At 70.9% G+C, this 15,473-nt stretch carries 16 protein-coding genes; 3 read left to right on the top strand and 13 right to left on the bottom strand.

Going from position 1 to position 15,473, the window contains the following annotated elements; translation table 11 throughout:
* Positions 1–14: 14 nt before the first annotated feature.
* The 5 genes from plsX to HUX53_RS24580 form a co-directional block, all read right to left on the bottom strand.
* The gene (gene plsX, locus HUX53_RS24560) at positions 15–1,199 is read right to left on the bottom strand and encodes a phosphate acyltransferase PlsX (RefSeq protein WP_176405583.1); all 1,185 of its coding nucleotides are present in this window, start codon (positions 1,197–1,199) and stop codon (positions 15–17) included.
* A 113-nt stretch (positions 1,200–1,312) separates the two neighbouring features.
* On the bottom strand, positions 1,313–1,729 hold the full coding sequence (locus tag HUX53_RS24565; protein ID WP_176405584.1) for a hypothetical protein: 417 nt from the start codon (positions 1,727–1,729) through the stop codon (positions 1,313–1,315).
* 5 nt (positions 1,730–1,734) lie between these two features.
* Positions 1,735–2,190: a hypothetical protein gene (locus HUX53_RS24570; RefSeq protein ID WP_176405585.1), complete on the bottom strand. Its 456-nt coding sequence runs from the start codon at positions 2,188–2,190 to the stop codon at positions 1,735–1,737.
* Positions 2,187–3,062: an alpha/beta fold hydrolase gene (locus HUX53_RS24575; protein WP_309237415.1), complete on the bottom strand. Its 876-nt coding sequence runs from the start codon at positions 3,060–3,062 to the stop codon at positions 2,187–2,189. The genes HUX53_RS24570 and HUX53_RS24575 overlap by 4 nt, the downstream gene beginning before the upstream one ends.
* Positions 3,059–3,784, bottom strand: a complete 726-nt coding sequence (locus HUX53_RS24580) for a DUF998 domain-containing protein (protein ID WP_309237416.1) — start codon at positions 3,782–3,784, stop codon at positions 3,059–3,061. Before HUX53_RS24580 ends, HUX53_RS24575 begins: the two co-directional genes overlap by 4 nt.
* A gap of 423 nt (positions 3,785–4,207) precedes the next feature.
* Between HUX53_RS24580 and HUX53_RS24585 the strand changes: the two genes are divergently transcribed.
* Entirely contained in the window at positions 4,208–5,494 is a 1,287-nt protein-coding gene (locus HUX53_RS24585) for a KamA family radical SAM protein (protein WP_176405599.1), read from the top strand.
* A 48-nt stretch (positions 5,495–5,542) separates the two neighbouring features.
* Here HUX53_RS24585 and HUX53_RS24590 read toward each other — a convergent pair whose 3' ends face one another.
* Complete coding sequence (locus HUX53_RS24590; protein ID WP_176405586.1) at positions 5,543–6,736, bottom strand: MFS transporter; 1,194 nt, start codon at positions 6,734–6,736, stop codon at positions 5,543–5,545.
* 127 nt (positions 6,737–6,863) lie between these two features.
* Here HUX53_RS24590 and HUX53_RS24595 point away from each other — a divergent pair, with 127 nt between their 5' ends.
* The gene (locus HUX53_RS24595; protein WP_176405587.1) at positions 6,864–7,847 is read left to right on the top strand and encodes a helix-turn-helix transcriptional regulator; all 984 of its coding nucleotides are present in this window, start codon (positions 6,864–6,866) and stop codon (positions 7,845–7,847) included.
* Positions 7,848–7,856: 9 nt separating this feature from the next.
* Here HUX53_RS24595 and HUX53_RS24600 read toward each other — a convergent pair whose 3' ends face one another.
* The 7 genes from HUX53_RS24600 to HUX53_RS24630 form a co-directional block, all read right to left on the bottom strand.
* Entirely contained in the window at positions 7,857–8,375 is a 519-nt protein-coding gene (locus tag HUX53_RS24600; RefSeq protein ID WP_176405588.1) for a YbhB/YbcL family Raf kinase inhibitor-like protein, read from the bottom strand.
* Positions 8,376–8,427: 52 nt separating this feature from the next.
* Complete coding sequence (locus HUX53_RS24605; RefSeq protein WP_176405589.1) at positions 8,428–9,303, bottom strand: carbohydrate ABC transporter permease; 876 nt, start codon at positions 9,301–9,303, stop codon at positions 8,428–8,430.
* A complete protein-coding gene (locus tag HUX53_RS24610) occupies positions 9,300–10,238 on the bottom strand; it encodes a carbohydrate ABC transporter permease (protein ID WP_176405590.1) in 939 nt (312 codons plus the stop codon). The genes HUX53_RS24605 and HUX53_RS24610 overlap by 4 nt, the downstream gene beginning before the upstream one ends.
* Positions 10,235–11,320 carry an ABC transporter ATP-binding protein gene (locus tag HUX53_RS24615; protein ID WP_176405591.1) on the bottom strand — a complete coding sequence of 362 codons (1,086 nt, stop codon included), beginning with the start codon at positions 11,318–11,320 and terminating at the stop codon, positions 10,235–10,237. Before HUX53_RS24615 ends, HUX53_RS24610 begins: the two co-directional genes overlap by 4 nt.
* A gap of 4 nt (positions 11,321–11,324) precedes the next feature.
* Positions 11,325–12,725 carry an ABC transporter substrate-binding protein gene (locus tag HUX53_RS24620; protein ID WP_176405592.1) on the bottom strand — a complete coding sequence of 467 codons (1,401 nt, stop codon included), beginning with the start codon at positions 12,723–12,725 and terminating at the stop codon, positions 11,325–11,327.
* Positions 12,726–12,935: 210 nt separating this feature from the next.
* On the bottom strand, positions 12,936–13,721 hold the full coding sequence (locus tag HUX53_RS24625; RefSeq protein WP_176405600.1) for an ABC transporter ATP-binding protein: 786 nt from the start codon (positions 13,719–13,721) through the stop codon (positions 12,936–12,938).
* A 13-nt stretch (positions 13,722–13,734) separates the two neighbouring features.
* Complete coding sequence (locus tag HUX53_RS24630; protein ID WP_176405593.1) at positions 13,735–14,706, bottom strand: ABC transporter permease; 972 nt, start codon at positions 14,704–14,706, stop codon at positions 13,735–13,737.
* A 200-nt stretch (positions 14,707–14,906) separates the two neighbouring features.
* Between HUX53_RS24630 and HUX53_RS24635 the strand changes: the two genes are divergently transcribed.
* A partial coding sequence (locus HUX53_RS24635) for a phosphatase PAP2 family protein (protein WP_309237417.1) occupies positions 14,907–15,473 on the top strand: 567 nt, incomplete at its 3' end.

Raw genomic sequence — 15,473 nt, forward strand, 5'->3', positions numbered from 1 at the left:
CGCGGCGCCCGCGGCTAGGCGGGCGGCTCTTTGCGGTCGGGGACGGTGTCGCCGGCGGGCTCCCTGGGCGGTGGCGGCGCCTCCGCGGGCTTCGCCGCCCCCTCGGTGCTGTCGCGGTCGCCGTGCGTCCAGCGGCCGAACCGGGACGTGCGGGTCGCCGCGACCTGCTCCCGGATCCGCTCGACGATCCGCCCCGCCGCCAGCCGGTGCGCCAGCTCGCAGGCGGAGGTGATGGCGCGGGCGCGGGACGCGCCGTGCGCGATGACGACCGTCCCGTTCAGGCCGAGCAGGACGCCGCCGCCGTAGGTGTCGGGGTCGAGCCGGTCGCGGAGGTCCTGGAGGCGGCGCCGCTGCAGGAGCGCGCCCATCCGCGCCGCCGGGCTCGCCGTCATCGCGTCGCGGATCTCGGTGAACGCGGCGCCGATCGTCCCCTCCATCGTCTTGAGCGCGACGTTGCCGGTGAAGCCGTCGGTGACGATGACGTCCACGCGTCCGTTCAGCAGGTCGTGGCCCTCGACGTTGCCGGCGAACTCGATGCCGTGGCTGCCGCCGGCGAGCAGCTCGTGGGCCCGCTTGGTCAGCTTGTTTCCTTTGCCCGGCTCGGCGCCGATGTTGAGCAGCCCCACGGTCGGACGGTCCGGGCCGAGCAGGATCTGCGCGTACGCGGTGCCGAGCGCCGCGAACTGGACGAGCGTCTCCGGCTTGACGTCGGAGGTGGCGCCCGCGTCCAGCAGGATCGTCGGGCTCGGACGCGTCGGGAGCGTCACCGCGATCGCCGGCCGCATCACGCCCTGCTGGCCCTTCAGCCGCAGCCGCGACGTCGCGACGACCCCGGCGGTGCTGCCCGCCGACACCAGCGCCGACGCCCGGCCCTGCCGGATCAGGTGGCAGGCGATCGCGATGGACGAGCGGGGCTTGCGCCAGCTCGCGAGCGCGCCCTCGCCCATGTCGAGCGCCTCGTCCGCGTGCACGATCGGGATCTTCCCGACATAGCCGTACCGGTCCAGCTCGCGGCGGATCCGCGGCGCCTGCCCGACCAGCACGAGCCGGACATCGTGCTCGCGGACCGCGTCCACCGCCCCCGCGATGATCTCTGCCGGGGCGTGGTCCCCGCCCATGGTGTCCACCGCGACCGGCAGCGGACGCGGCGGCACGCGGCGGGACGCGGCGGCGCGCGAAGGCTCGCCGGTGCCGGTCATGGCCGCTCCAGGAGGATGCAGGGAGAATGCGGGTGCGCTGCGACAACGCAGCTCATCGCATCGTATGGCGTCCCTTCACCCGCCTTGACGGCGCCCGGCCGGAGTGGCGATCATCACCCCCGGCCGCCGGCCTCCTGGGAGTGGCAGTCGGCGCCCAGGCAGGACGCGTTCTCCACCACCGGCCGGCCGTCCACGAGGATCGTGTAGTAGGTCTTGGCCGTCTTCTTGTCGCCGCTGCCGAGGACCTCGACCGGCTTCTTGTCCGAGGTCTTGCCGGAGCAGGAGACGCGGAGCCGCTCCTTCGTCCAGCCGGTCAGATCCTCGCACTTCAGCGGCGCCGCCAGGGTGACGCCCCGCTGGTGCAGTTCGGCGGCGGCGGTCACCGGCAGCGCCTTGCGCAGCGCGGCCTGGGTCTTGTACTTCAGCTCCTTGCCGCCCGACAGCGCCAGATACGCGGCGCCACCGGCCACCACGAGCACGAGCAGTGCGGCGGACCCCAGAATCAGGGCCTTCTTGCGACTTATCTTCACAACGGCTACGTCACCGACGGTACGGGGGTGTATGCACTGGGTGGTGGGTTTTTCCATCCCGTAGGCGGATTCGTTGCCCTGCGGACCTGGCCGCGGTCCCCGAAGTCGCAGCCGAGGCCGAGGCAGTTCTTGCGCAGCACCTCCCGCGCGCCGACCATGACGACGTAGAACTCGCGCGGATGGTCGGTGTCGGCGTCGTAGGTGTAGCCCTCCACCGTGACCGGTTCGCCGGTCTTCGTGCGGGCCGTGCAGTTCACCCGGACCACCGAGTCGGTGTTGGCCGCCGGCGACTTGCAGGTCGGACGTTCCCGCAGCTCGATGCCGCGGATCTTCAGCTCGTCCACGACCCCGTCGGTGACGGCGTTGCGGTACGCGCCCTCAGAGATCCGCTGCATCACCTTGCAGCCCGACAGCGTCACCGCCAGCAGGACGGCCAGGGCGACGGCCGGAACCCGCCTCATGCGCGCTCCTTCGTCCGGCCGGCCTCGGCGCCCACCTCGGCGACCGCGTCGGCCAGCACGTCGGGACGGTCGAGCGCGACCATGTGCAGCGCGTCGGGCAGTTCGACCCGGCGGCCGCGCGGGCTCATCCGGGCGAGGCGCTCGTGCCCTTCGGCCCATTCGCGCTTCCTGGCGGGATCGTCCACGTCGCCGAGTGCGGTCACCACGACCAGCGGGACGTCCGGGAACCGGCGCCGCTCGCGGAGTCTCGCCAGGTCGACGGCCATCTCCCGGTACGCCAGCTCCTCCGCGACCACGGTGCCGAGCACCGTCCCGCGTCCGTACACCGACCGCACGACGTCGTCCGGGACGGCCTCGTCGCGGCGGCTCGTGTGCTTCAGGACCAGCCGCCGTCCGAGCGGCCCGGCCGCCCTCGCCAGCCGGGTGGCGCCGAGGACCGCGCCGGTCGCCGTGGCCAGCGGGGTCAGCGCGGCGGCGACCCGCACCCGCACGTGCGGGTCGTGCTCGAAGCTGGGGTCGACGAGCACCATGCCCCGGACGAGATGGGGACGCAGCCGGGCCATCGCCTCGGCGTGGAACGCGGCCATCGAGTGCGCGAGGACGATCACCGGCCGGCCCGCCCGCGCCGCCATCGCCTCCAGGATCGCGGTGTCGCGGCGCAGCGACGGCGGCTCGACCCCGGCCGGGCTGAGCCCGAGGCCGGGACGGTCGAACACCGTCACCCGGTGCTCGTCCCGCAACAGCCGCACGGTCGGCGCCCAGTCGAACCAGGCGCCGCCGAGCCCGGACGTCAGCAGCAGCGGCGGCCCGTCCGCCGGCCCCGACTCGACCACATGCACCTGCTCACGCGCAGCATTCACAATCTCGTTCACAGGCTCACCTCTTCCTGCGCCGCAGCGGCGCCCCGTGCGGTGCGCGCCGCGTCTCGCCGGTCGGCGTACAGCGCCCAGGCGATGACCAGCAGGCCCAGGCACAGGATGCTGATCTGCACGCGCTGGACGACCCCCAGCCACTGTCCCAGATACATCGCGACCAGCGTGCTCAGCGCGGACACCGACTCGGCGAGCGCCAGCAGCCAGCCCCACCGGGCGAGCGCCGGCCACCACCCGTACCGGCGGGCGGCCAGCGACAGGAACAGCAGCGCGGCGACCCCGCAGACGATCACGGCGCTGCTGGTGAACGAGTGGAACTCGTGGGAGAACGACACGTGCTCGGACCGCTCCCGCAGCGCGCACCACGTCTCTAGGCTGGGGGCGCAGTCCAGCGGGAAGGACGCGTCGCCGATCGCGCACACGCCGAACAGCCCGAGGAACGCCCAGCCCGCCGTGGCGAGGGGCTTGCGGGTGAGCTTGCGGAGCGTCCCGATCGCGACCAGGATCGACAGCACGCCGGTGACGAAGTCGCCCGCGCTGTAGACGAGGTGGTACGGCTGGTCGGACGCCGAGAGTTCGCTCACATAGCCGTTGAAGAAGTCGAGCTTGGGGCTGAGGACGTTCTCCAGCAGGAACGTCGCGTAGGTGATCGCCGCGACGGCCGCCAGGACGACCACGCGCATGGGGACGACGCCCGGCCCGTCCCTTACGTCAGAGTCCACCGGCCCCCCTCACGCCGCCTGATCACCCGCGTGACCACGCCGCTCGGTTCTGCCCGCCCGGCCCAGTATTTCGGAAGATCCGGGCCGCCGCCGCCGGGGGTCGGGGGTTCGGGTGAAACCGCTGGCAGCGTCCATGGCGGAACTTCGCCGCCCGCTGACGGAGACGTTGACGTCCCGTAGTCGTTGTACAAGAGACCGGACGTCAACGATGATGTCCAGGCGATTTGCCTGGTTCGTCCGTTGACCAGCATTTGCCCGCGCCTGGTAGGGGGTATCAATTCGGCATGAACCCGTCCCAAACGGTTGAATGGGGGTGTCCCCGGAACCTCTGATCACCGTCCGTGACGACGCGCCGGGGTGCGCTTCCCCGCTGACAGCAAGGAGAACCAACACGTGACACTGGTGAACGACGCGGCTCCCGCGATGCGATCCACCGGTCGCAAGTTCCGCGCCTTCACGGCGAAGCACCTGGACGAGCTCACCGCTCGCGCCGGGCTGTCGCCCGACCAGCGCCTCGCGACCCGGGCGGTGGCGACGGTCCTGCCGTTCCGGACGAACGCCTACGTCCTCGACGAGCTCATCGACTGGTCGGCCGCGCCCGACGACCCGATCTACCGGCTCGTCTTCCCGCAGGCGGACATGCTCCCCGCCGAGGACGTCGCCCACCTGTCGGACCTGCTGCGCCGCGACGCGCCCAAGGCCGAGGTCGAGGCCGCCGCCCACCGCGTGCGGATGAAGCTGAACCCGCACCCCGCCGGCCAGATGGAACTGAACATCCCGTCCTTCGGCGACGGCAAGATCCCCGGCATGCAGCACAAGTACGACGAGACCGTGCTGTACTTCCCCAAGCAGGGGCAGACCTGCCACGCGTACTGCACGTACTGCTTCCGCTGGGCCCAGTTCGTCGGCGAGGCCGACCTGAAGATGGCCGGCGACGACGTCGCCCAGCTGCGCGACTACATCGTGTCGCACCCCGAGGTGACCAGCGTCCTGTTCACCGGCGGCGACGCCATGATCATGGGCGAGTCGGTGCTGCGCCGCTACGTCGAGCCGCTGCTCGACCTGGAACAGCTCGAATCCATCCGGATCGGCACCAAGTCGCTGGCCTACTGGCCGCAGAAGTTCGTCACCGACCCGGACGCCGACGACATGCTCCGCCTGTTCGAGCAGGTCGTCGAGTCGGGCAAGAACCTCGCGTTCATGGCGCACTTCACGCACCCGCGCGAACTCGAACCCCTCATGGTCACCGAGGCGTGCCGCCGCATCCGCGACACCGGCGCGATCATCCGCACCCAGGCGCCGCTGATCCGCACGATCAACGACGACGCCGCGACCTGGGAGACCATGTGGCGCGTCCAGACGCGGATGGGCCTCGTCCCGTACTACATGTTCGTCGAGCGCGACACGGGACCGCAGGACTACTTCGCCGTCCCGCTCGCCCAGGCGTACGACATCTTCCGGGACGCGTACAAGAACGTCTCCGGCCTGTCCCGCACCGTCCGGGGCCCGTCCATGTCGGCGACGCCCGGCAAGGTCTGCGTGGACGGCGTCCTAGACCTGATGGGCGAGAAGGTGTTCGCACTGCACTTCATCCAGTGCCGCGACGCCGACCTGGTCGGCAAGCCGTTCTTCGCCAAGTACGACCCCAACGCGGTCTGGCTGGACGACCTGAAGCCCGCCTTCGCCGACCACTTCCCCTGGCAGAAGTAGCTCCGGCCGCGGCGTGTCCGCCCGCCCAGGGCGGACACGCCGCACCCGTCAGCGCAGGTGGCGGGCCAGGCACAGGCAGGCGACGAGGGTGGCGGCGCCGCACAGCGCCATGACCTGGCCCGGCGCCAGGACCTCGCCCAGTGCGCCCGCCGCGCCGATGCCGGCCGCCTGCCCGGTTATGAGGCCGCTGCCGTAGAGCCCGATCGCCTGCCCGCGGATCTCCTCGGGCACCGCGTCCACGATGCGGCGCTGGACGGCCAGCTCGTAGCCGAGCCCGAACGTCCCCGCCGCCATCAGCGCGCACGCCGCCGCCGGGCCCGGCCCGAACGCGAAGAGCAGGAGCGGCGCGCCGGTCAGCATGGCGAGCGGCAGGGTGAGGCGTTCCCGCAGGTCCGGGCGGATCCAGCGGCCCACCACGAAGTTCCCTGCGAACATTCCGGCAGCGGCGGCGGCCAGCAGCAGGCCCGCCGCGTCCGCGTTCCCGTGCTCTCCCGCGTACGGGACCACGATGCCCTCCGAGCCGACCGACAGGGAGATCGGCAGCCAGCCGGCGAGCAGGAGCCCGCGCGTGGTGCGGCCGCCGAGCAGCCGCCGGTTGATCCGCCACGTCTCGCGCGCCATGCCGGTGGACGGCGTCCGCGACGCAGCCGGGACGTCCGGCAGGCGGAGACGGGCGAGCGCTGTGGCCAGCGCCGCGCTCACCGTCGCGAGCCAGAGCGTCCCGGACGGGCTGAGCGCCGCCAGCAGCAGCCCGCCCGCCGCCTGCCCGGCGATCTGCGCGCCCGAGCTGGTCATCGTGAACAGCGACCGCCCCAGCACGTAGCCGTCCCCCGGGAGCAGGACGGGCAGCCGTGCCTGGACGGCGGCGCTGCCGACGGGCGCGAACAGCCCCGCCACGACGAGCAGCGCCATGACCGCCGGCAGCGGGAGCCCACCCACCGCCAGGACGGCCGTGACCACGAGACGCAGCAGGTGGTAGCCGGTGAGCAGCCGCCGTGCCGGGACGCGGTCGGCGAGCGACAGCAGCAGCGCACCGCCCACCACGTACGGGAGCATCCCGGCGGCGAAGACGAGCGCCGCCGCGACCGGCGAGCCCGTCCGCTCGAACGTCTGGACGGACAGCGCGATCGTCCGGACCGAGTCGCCGGCCACCTGGAGCGTCTGCAGGGAGAACAGCATCCGGAACTCGGGGACGCCGAACACGTCGCGGTACCGCGCGGAGGCGAGAGAGGGAGCGGTCATGACGGCGACTCTGCGGCGGCGGACCCGTCCTCGGATAATGTTTCGGTGAGGAGCGAAACATGGTGCTGAGGTCGGGCGCTTCGTGTCGCGGTCATGACCGCGGCCCGGCTCCGGGGAGGGGCCGCGCATGTACCGCATCGAGGTGGGGCCGGGAGACCTCGCGGCGAGCCGGTTCGGGATCGCGCCGCTGATCGAGGTGCACAGCGCGCTCGGCCTGGTCGCGGGCCGGATGCCGGTCGGGCCGCTCGGCCCGTGGGTGGAGCGGTCCCGTCCCGCCTACCGGGAGGTCGCCGGCGACCCGGCCGTCCGGGCGCTGGCCTTCCTGCGGCGCCCGCACGGTTACATGGCCGACTTCGTGGTCCCGCCGCCCGCCCGGCCGAACCTCACGGTCGCCGAGCAGTTGGCGACCGTCCGGGCCACGCCGCTCGACCAGGCGCGCCGGGAGATCGTCCGGAATCTGGAGGGGCTACCAGAGCCGGGCGCGGCGATCCGGGACGTGCTGGACGCGTCCGACATGGTCGAGCGCCTGGCCACCGGGCTGGAGACCGTCTGGCGCGCCCTGGTGGAGCCGGACTGGACGGTGCTGCGCTCGATTCTGGAGCGCGACATCGTCCACCGCGCGGGACGCCTCGCCGCCTACGGCTGGGCGGAGGCCCTCGACGGCCTGTCCCGCCAGGTGCGCTGGCGGGACGGCGTCATCGAGGCCGACATCCACGCCGACGCCACCTACCGCCTCGGCGGCGCCGGGCTGACGTTCGTGCCCGTCGTGTTCTCCGAGCTCGGCGCCGCACTCGAACAGGACTGGCCGTACACGCTGATGTACCGGGCCAGGGGAGTGGCGGCGCTCTGGGAGAGCCGGGCGCCGCGCGACGAGGACGCCCTCGACCGGCTGATCGGCCGCACCCGCGCCGAGTTGCTCCGCCTGCTCGCCGAACCCGCCACCACGACGTGGCTGAGCGCCCACCTCCGGATGAGCGTCGGCGGGGTCGGCGACCACCTCGCGGTACTGCGCGGATCAGGGCTCGTCACGCGCGAGCGCAGCGGCAGAAAGGTCCTCTACCGCCGCACGGCCGTCGGGGACGTCCTCGCCGGCGGGTCACCGGCGAGGTAGTCGCCGGGATCAGGTGCCGTAGACGGGGATGATCGTGGCGCGGGCCAGGGTGTGGGCCGTGATGTTGAAGCCGACGACGGCCGGGGACGTGTCGGAGTCGACGCCGAGCGACTCGACGTCCAGCGCGTGGACGGTGAACACGTAGCGGTGCGGGTCGCCGGGGGGCGGGGCGGCGCCGCCGAAGGCCTTCACGCCGTAGTCGCTGCGGGCGTGCACGCCGACCTTGGCGTCCTCGGTGCCGGCGCCGGTCGGCAGCTCGGTCACCGTGGCCGGGATGTCGAACAGCGACCAGTGCCAGAAGCCGCTGCCGGTCGGCGCGTCCGGGTCGTAGCAGGTCACCGCGAAGCTCTTGGTCTCGGCCGGGAAGCCCGACCAGCTCAGCTGCGGCGACTCGTTGCCGCCGCTGAAGCCCCAGTCGTTGAAGACGTGCTTGTCGGCGAGGGTCTCGCCCTCCGCGACGTCCTCGCTGGTGACCGTGAACGACGGGACTTCGGGCAGGTACTCGCTCGGAAGCGGCGGCTTGGCCATGGCGACCTCCTACATCAGTTTTCTGCGTGTCCCTCCATCTCTATCAGGACGATCAGGTCTTGACCGCGCCCATCGTGAACCCGGTGACGAAACGGTCCAGGAACAGGTTGAACAGGAACGCGATCGGCACCGCCGTGATCACCGTGGACGCCTGGAGCGACTGCCAGAAGAACACGTCCCCGCGGATCAGCTGGGTCGGCACGCCCGTGCTGACGACCATCTCCGGGCTCGCCGACACGAACGCCAGCGCGTACACGAACTCGCTGGACGTGAGCGTGAAGCTGAACACGACGACGGCGACGATCCCGGGGAACACCAGTGGCAGGACGGTCCGCAGGAACGCGCCGAAGCGGCTGTAGCCGTCCACCATGGCCTGCTCCTCGACGTCCTTCGGGACGGCCTTGAGGAACCCGATCAGCAGCCACACCGACACCGGGATCGTGATCGTCGGATACACGACGATCATCGACCAGAGGGTGTCCTCCAGGTGCAGCGCCACCACGACACGGGTCAGCGACAGGAACAGCAGCGACGGCGGCACCAGGTACACCATGAAGATCGCGATGCCCATCGGGGTGCCCCAGGGGCGGTCGAGGCGGGCGAGCGAGTACGCGGCCGGCAGCGCGAGCACCAGCGTGATCAGCACCACCACCGCGCCCACGATCAGCGTGTTGATCACGAATGTCAGGAACGGGGTGTCGGTGAACAGGTACGTCACGTGGTCGGGCGTCGCCGGCATGTTGAAGAAGAACGGGTTGCTCTCCGGGTTGTAGAGGTCCTGGTTCTGCTTGAACGCGCTGATCACGCTCCACAGGAAAGGCAGCGCGCACACCAGGGCCGCCAGGATCGCCGCCGCGTACACCCCGCACCGCGCCGCCACGTGCCGCCGCGCGTACTTCCGCCGCAGCGCGACGACGTCGGTACTCATTGGCCCTCCAATCGGCGGACGGTGCGCAGGATCGCGATCGCCCCGGCGAGCAGCAGCGGGAACAGGAACAGCGCGATCGCCGCGCCCTGCCCGACGTCGCCGCCCTCGATGCCGCGGAAGTACGCCCAGGAGGCGAGCACGTCCGTCGAGTGCGTGGGGCCGCCGCGCGTCAGCACGTACGGGACGGTCATGTCGGTGAACGTCATGATCGCGCCGAACAGGCCGGCGACGGCGATGACGGGGAGCGTCAGCGGGATCGTCACCTCGAACATCCGCCGCCAGAACCCGGCTCCGTCGATCCGCGCCGCCTCGTCGATGTCGCGGGGGATCGCGACGAGGCCGGCCATCACGATCACGGCGGCGAGCGGGGTGAGCCGCCACGTCTGCACGGCGATCACCGACGCCATCGCCGTGCCCGGCTTCCCGAGCCACACGATGTTCGCGTCGATCAGCCCCAGATGGCGCAGCGCCCAGTCGACCGGCGAGTAGATCGAGTCGAGGAACCACAGCCACGAGATCGTCGACAGCGCGACCGGCGTCGTCCACGGCAGCAGCACCAGGAACCGGACGAACCACTTGCCGCGGAAGTCGGCGACCAGGATGTTGGCGAGGATCTTCCCGAACAGGACGATCAGCACCATGCTCACCAGCGTGAACACCAGCGTGTTGCGCAGCGCCCGCCAGAACACGCCGTCCGCGAACACCGCGTCGAAGTTCTGGAACCCCCCCCAGTCGAAGGACGGGTCGCCGGTCGTCACGTCCGAGAACGCGAACGCGATCGCGAGCAGGAACGGGACGCCGACCAGCGCGATGATGTAGACGACCGACGGCAGCAGCATCACCCAGGCGAGGAACCCCTCCCGGTCGGCGAGCCCCGCCTTCGCGCGCGGCGCCTCCACCGCGACCGGTTTCGGGCCCGTCCGCGCGTGCGTCATGCCGGCCCGCCGATCGGCCCGCCGACCGGCACGGGGGCCCGGCGGGTGCCCGCCTCGGCGTCGAAGAACCGGAGCCGGCCGGACGGCACCGCGAACTCGTGCGTCTCCCCGGACTCCAGCGGCGTGTCCACGGTTGCGGGCAGCCGGGCGATGACGCGGGTCTCCTCGCCGATGCCCGTCACCGTCCCGTACACGTGCCGGTCGCCCGACAGGTACTCCATCCGCTCGACCCGCAGCGGCATCGTCACCCGCTCCGCCGGCGCGACGTTCTCGGCGGGCAGCAGATGCTCGGGACGGAACCCGACCAGCACGTCGTCCCGCCTGACCAGGTTCATCGGCGGCGACCCGATGAACGTCGCCGTGAACGTGTCGGACGGGTCGTCGTACACCTCCTGCGGCGTCCCGACCTGCCGGACGCGGCCGTGCTCCAGCACCGCGATCCGGTCGCCGAGCCCCATCGCCTCCGCCTGGTCGTGGGTGACGTAGATGGTGGTGGTGCCGACCCGCTCCTGGAAGCGCTTCAGCTCGTCCCGCGCCGTGGACCGCATCTTCGCGTCGAGGTTGGACAGCGGCTCGTCCAGCAGGAACACCGCCGGGTCGCGGACCAGCGCCCGCGCCAGCGCAACCCGCTGCCGCTCACCGCCCGACAGCTGGCGCGGCTTGCGGCGCAGCAGCGGCTCGATCTCCAGCAGCTCCGCCGCCCACCGCGCCTTCTTCTCGCGCTCGCCGCGCTCCATGCCCTCCGCCCGCAACGGGAAGACGATGTTGTCCATCACCGTCTTGTGCGGATACAGCGCATACGACTGGAACACCATCGCGATCTGCCGGACGCGCGGCGGGAGCCCGTTCACGACGTTCCCGTCGATCAGCACCTCGCCTTCCGTGGGGTGCTCCAGGCCCGCGATCGTGCGCAGCAGCGTCGTCTTCCCGCACCCGGACGGCCCGAGCAGCACCAGGTACTCGCCGGGCTCCGCCGCGAGATCGACCCCGTCCAGGGCCCGTACTTGGTCCGACCGCCCCCGCCGGGCCCGCACGTGCCCGTCGAAGGTCTTCACCAGCCCTTTGACCTCTACGGTCTTCATAGGCTCAGCCGCCCACGAGGCCGCGGCCGCGCCAGTTCTTGAAGATCGCGTTGATGCGGTCCTCCGCCTCCGCGACGGCATCCTCCGGGGACTTCTGGCCGCGGGCGGCGCGGCCGAACATCGTCGGCAGCACGTTGGTGTTGAAGATCTCGCCGATCGCCGGGTTGGACGGGCCCGGATAGCCGATGTTCGCGCTCCACGACGTCGCCTTCTTCAGCAGGCTCAGCTTGTTCGCGGGCTTCGCGCCCCACGGGTCGTTGTCGAGCCAGCCGTCCAGCTGCGGGACCAGCGACGGCCAGCCCGGCAGGTCGTACATCTCGGAGAAGTACGTCGCCGACGCGAAGTTCGCCGTGTAGTGCAGCAGGAACTCCTTCGCCGCGTCCGCGTTCCCCGCGTACTTCGGCACGATCCACTGCTGGATCACGTGCTGCGCCGCGTACGACGCCTTCGGGCCGCGCAGCGCGGGCACGAAGAAGATGTCGTCGCCGATCGTCCGGTTGGTGCCCATCGCGCTGCGCCACGCCGAGATCGAGTTCAGGATGTAGGACGACTTGCCGGCGATGAGCGCCTGGTTGTTGGACGCCGGCGTCCAGGAGAAGACCTCCGGGGTCTCGGCCTCCTTGAACAGCCGCGCCATGTACTCGACGGCCGCGACCGCCGCGTCCGAGTTGATCACGACCTGCTCGTTCTGGTCCTGGACGGCCCCGCCGAACGACCACAGCAGCGCCCGCGCCGCCATGTTCGAGTCGGTCTCGGGGGACAGCCCGATCCCGCACGGCACCCCGGTCTGCTTCTTGATCTCGGCCGCACCGCGCAGCAGGTCGTCCCAGCTCGCCGGCCCGTTCGGCATGCCGACCTTCTGCCACATCGACTTGCGGTAGTCGCCGGGGTCGGGCGTCCAGCCGGGGCAGTAGGCGTAGAACTTCTTGGTGTTGGGGTTGTAGCTCGACACCCGGCACAGCTCCTGCTGCTTCCCCCAGCGCCGGTTCGCCTCCTGCACCACGTCCGCCATGTCGAGGACGGACGGCTCGTACTGCGAGAACGGCGCGATGTGCTGGATGAGGTCATGCCCGCGCCCGGCCTGGATCTCCGACGCGGCCCGGCGGGGGACGTCCACGGTGTTGATGTGGTCGACCCGGACGTCCACCCCGACTTTCTTGCCCCAGTCGGAGAGGAACTTGTCGAACCACTTGTCGTGCCGGGGCACGAAGTGGCTCCACATCAGGATGCTGAGCGAGCCGCTCAGCTTCTTCGCGGGGGCGGTGAACACCTCCTTCGGAGCGTTCCCGGTGTTGTTCGCCTGCGGGCCGCTGGACTCACTGGCGCATCCCGCCAGGAGACCGTAACCGCCCGCCGCGAGCGCCGTGGAGGATAGGAAGCCGCGTCTGCTCAGCCGCTCGGCCATGGGGGTCTCCCTCGCCGCTGAAGGTCTCCCCTCGAAAGTAGATCGGCGAAGCGGACTCATCCAGAGACGATCCGGTAACTCTGCGTCACTCTGGCCTCACCGGCCACGCCGGCCACAGCGGCATGCCCGCGTTACCCGCCGGTGACCGGTTTCGGGCGCCCCATTCTCCCGGGCGCCCCACTCTCCCCGCGCGCTGCTTTTCCGGGCGCGCTACTTGCCGGTGGCCTCGGTGTAGGCGGCGACGACCTCTTCGGGGTCGCCGTCCATGTGCATGCGGCCCTCGTCGATCCAGATGACGCGGTCGCACATCTCCTTGACCGTGTCGAGCTGGTGGGCGACGAGGAACACCGCGCCGGCGTCCTTGCGCAGCTCGTCGATCCGGGCCTTGCTCTTGCGCTTGAACTTGGCGTCGCCGGTGGCGAGGGCCTCGTCGATCAGCAGCACGTCGTGGGTCTTCGCCGCGGCGATCGCGAACCGGAGCCGCGCCCCCATGCCGGACGAGTACGTCCGCATCGGGTACTGGATGAAGCCCTCCTTGAGCCCGGCGAAGTTCACGATCTCCTGGTACTTGGACCTGGTCTCCGCCTGGGTCATGCCCATGGCGAGGCAGCCGAGGACGATGTTGCGCTCGCCGGTGAGGTCCTTCATCAGGGCGGCGTTCACGCCCAGCAGGGACGGCTGCCCGTTGGTGTAGACGCCGCCGCGGTGCGGGGGCAGCAGCCCCGCGATGGCCTTCAGCAGCGTCGACTTCCCGGACCCGTTGGTGCCGATGATCCCGATGGCCTCGCCCCGGTAGGCGACGAACGACAGGCCCTTGATCGCGTGGACCTCGGTCATCGTGGGACGGTGCCGGCGGCGGATGACGCGGGAGAACGCGCTGGCCGCGTTGCCCTTCCCGCCCGCGCCGTACACGCGGTAGACGATGTGCAGGTCGTCCACGACGACGATCGGGTCCCGGGACGGGTCGATCTGCACCGGGTCGGCGGCGGGGTTCATGCGCACCTTCGTGTCAGCCACGGCCGTATCGCTCCTCGGCACGGTAGAAGAACATGAATCCGCCGACCAGCATCACCGCGGCCCAGAGCAGGGCGTACAGCCACAACTGGCCCGTCGAGTGTATTCCCAGGTCGTTCTCGACATGATCGCGGTATTCCCCGAGGAGGACGTGCCGGCTCAGCTCGACGTACACGTACGCCGGGTTGGCCTTCAGCAGCTCGCCCAGGATCGGGTACTCGGCGAGCTTCGAACCCGGCTTCATCAGCGACGGCAGGCTGAAGATGACGCCGGACATGTAGAGCCACGTCCGCATGACGAACGGCAGGAGCTGGGTGATGTCGCGGTTGAACGCGCCCAGCCGCGCCATCACCATGCTGATGCCGACGTTGAACATCAGCTGCAGCGCCACCACGGGGACGAACAGCAGCATGTTGAAGGTGAGCGGCTCGCCGAACGCGAACACGATCGCGAACAGCACGACGAGGGCCAGCAGCAGCTGCTGGAACTCGACGATCGCGATCGCGAGCGGCAGCGTCGCCCGGGGGAAGTGCAGCGCCCGGATCAGCGACAGGTTGTTGCCGACCGACTTGGCGCCGGACGTGACGGACCGCTGCGTGAAGCCGAAGAGGAAGACGCCGGTCACCAGGAACGGAATGAAGTCCGGTACCCCGCGGCTGGTGTTCAGCAGCAGGCCGAAGATCAGGTAGTACACCGCCGCGTTGAGCAGCGGGGTCAGCAGCTGCCAGACCTGCCCGAGCCGCGAGTCGGTGTACATCGAGATGTTCTTGGCGGATGCGAACGCCCAGATGAAGTTCCGGCGAGCCCACACATCCTGGATGTACTTGCGCAGCGGGGGGCGCGCAGCGCTCTGCCTCAGCCCGTGTCGTGCGGCGTAGTCGGCCAGGGTCTCGTTCACGTGAAGAGGCTCCGCGATCGTGTCGACCGACTCGCCACCCGGGGAACCGAGCCGTTCCGGGTGACTCATGTCGCGAAGCCTATTGCAGTCGATGAGTCGAGAGTGACGTTCGCCCGCATGTGACCCCCGATTTGAGATCTTTACGGAATCATGTCGGCGCCCCTGGGGATACCCCGGACATGCGGGTCAATCACTCACGGAGCAGCACCGCGTCGTCACGGTTCGCCATCCGGCGTCGTCAAGAGCCGGTCCCGGCGCCCAGGTCCCGGGTGCTGCGCAGGCTCGGGCGGGCCGACCGGTGGGCGTTCGACCGGGTGGCGGCGGCGCGGCTGCGCGGGCTGGAGTACGTCCTGCCGAGGCTGTCGCGGTTCGCCGACCACGGTGTGCTCTGGTTCACATCGGCGGGCGTGATGGGGCTCACCGGACGGGCCCGGCTGCGGCGCGCGGCGCTGCGCGGCTCGATCGCGATCGCGGTGGCGAGCCCGGCCGTGAACATCATCGGCAAGCAGGCGTTCCGCCGCAAACGGCCCGTGGTGGACCTGGTGCCGCCGATCCGGATCCGCTGGAAGCTGCCCACCTCGCACGCGTTCCCGTCCGGGCACTCGGCGTCCGCCGCGGCCTTCGCGGCCGGTGTCGCGCTGGAGGCGCCGCGCCGGGTGGCGGTCCCGGTCGCGGCGACGGCCGCCGCGGTGGCGTTCTCCCGCGTCTACACCGGCGCCCACTACCCGGGCGACGTCCTCGCCGGGCTCGGCATCGGCGCGCTCGCGGGCCTGTCCCTTTTACACCTCCGACGCTGCCGACGAAGCAGAAAGAGGAACACACCGGCGCCCGCGCAC

This window comes from Actinomadura sp. BRA 177, from assembly GCF_013372625.1.
Lineage (GTDB): Bacteria > Actinomycetota > Actinomycetes > Streptosporangiales > Streptosporangiaceae > Spirillospora.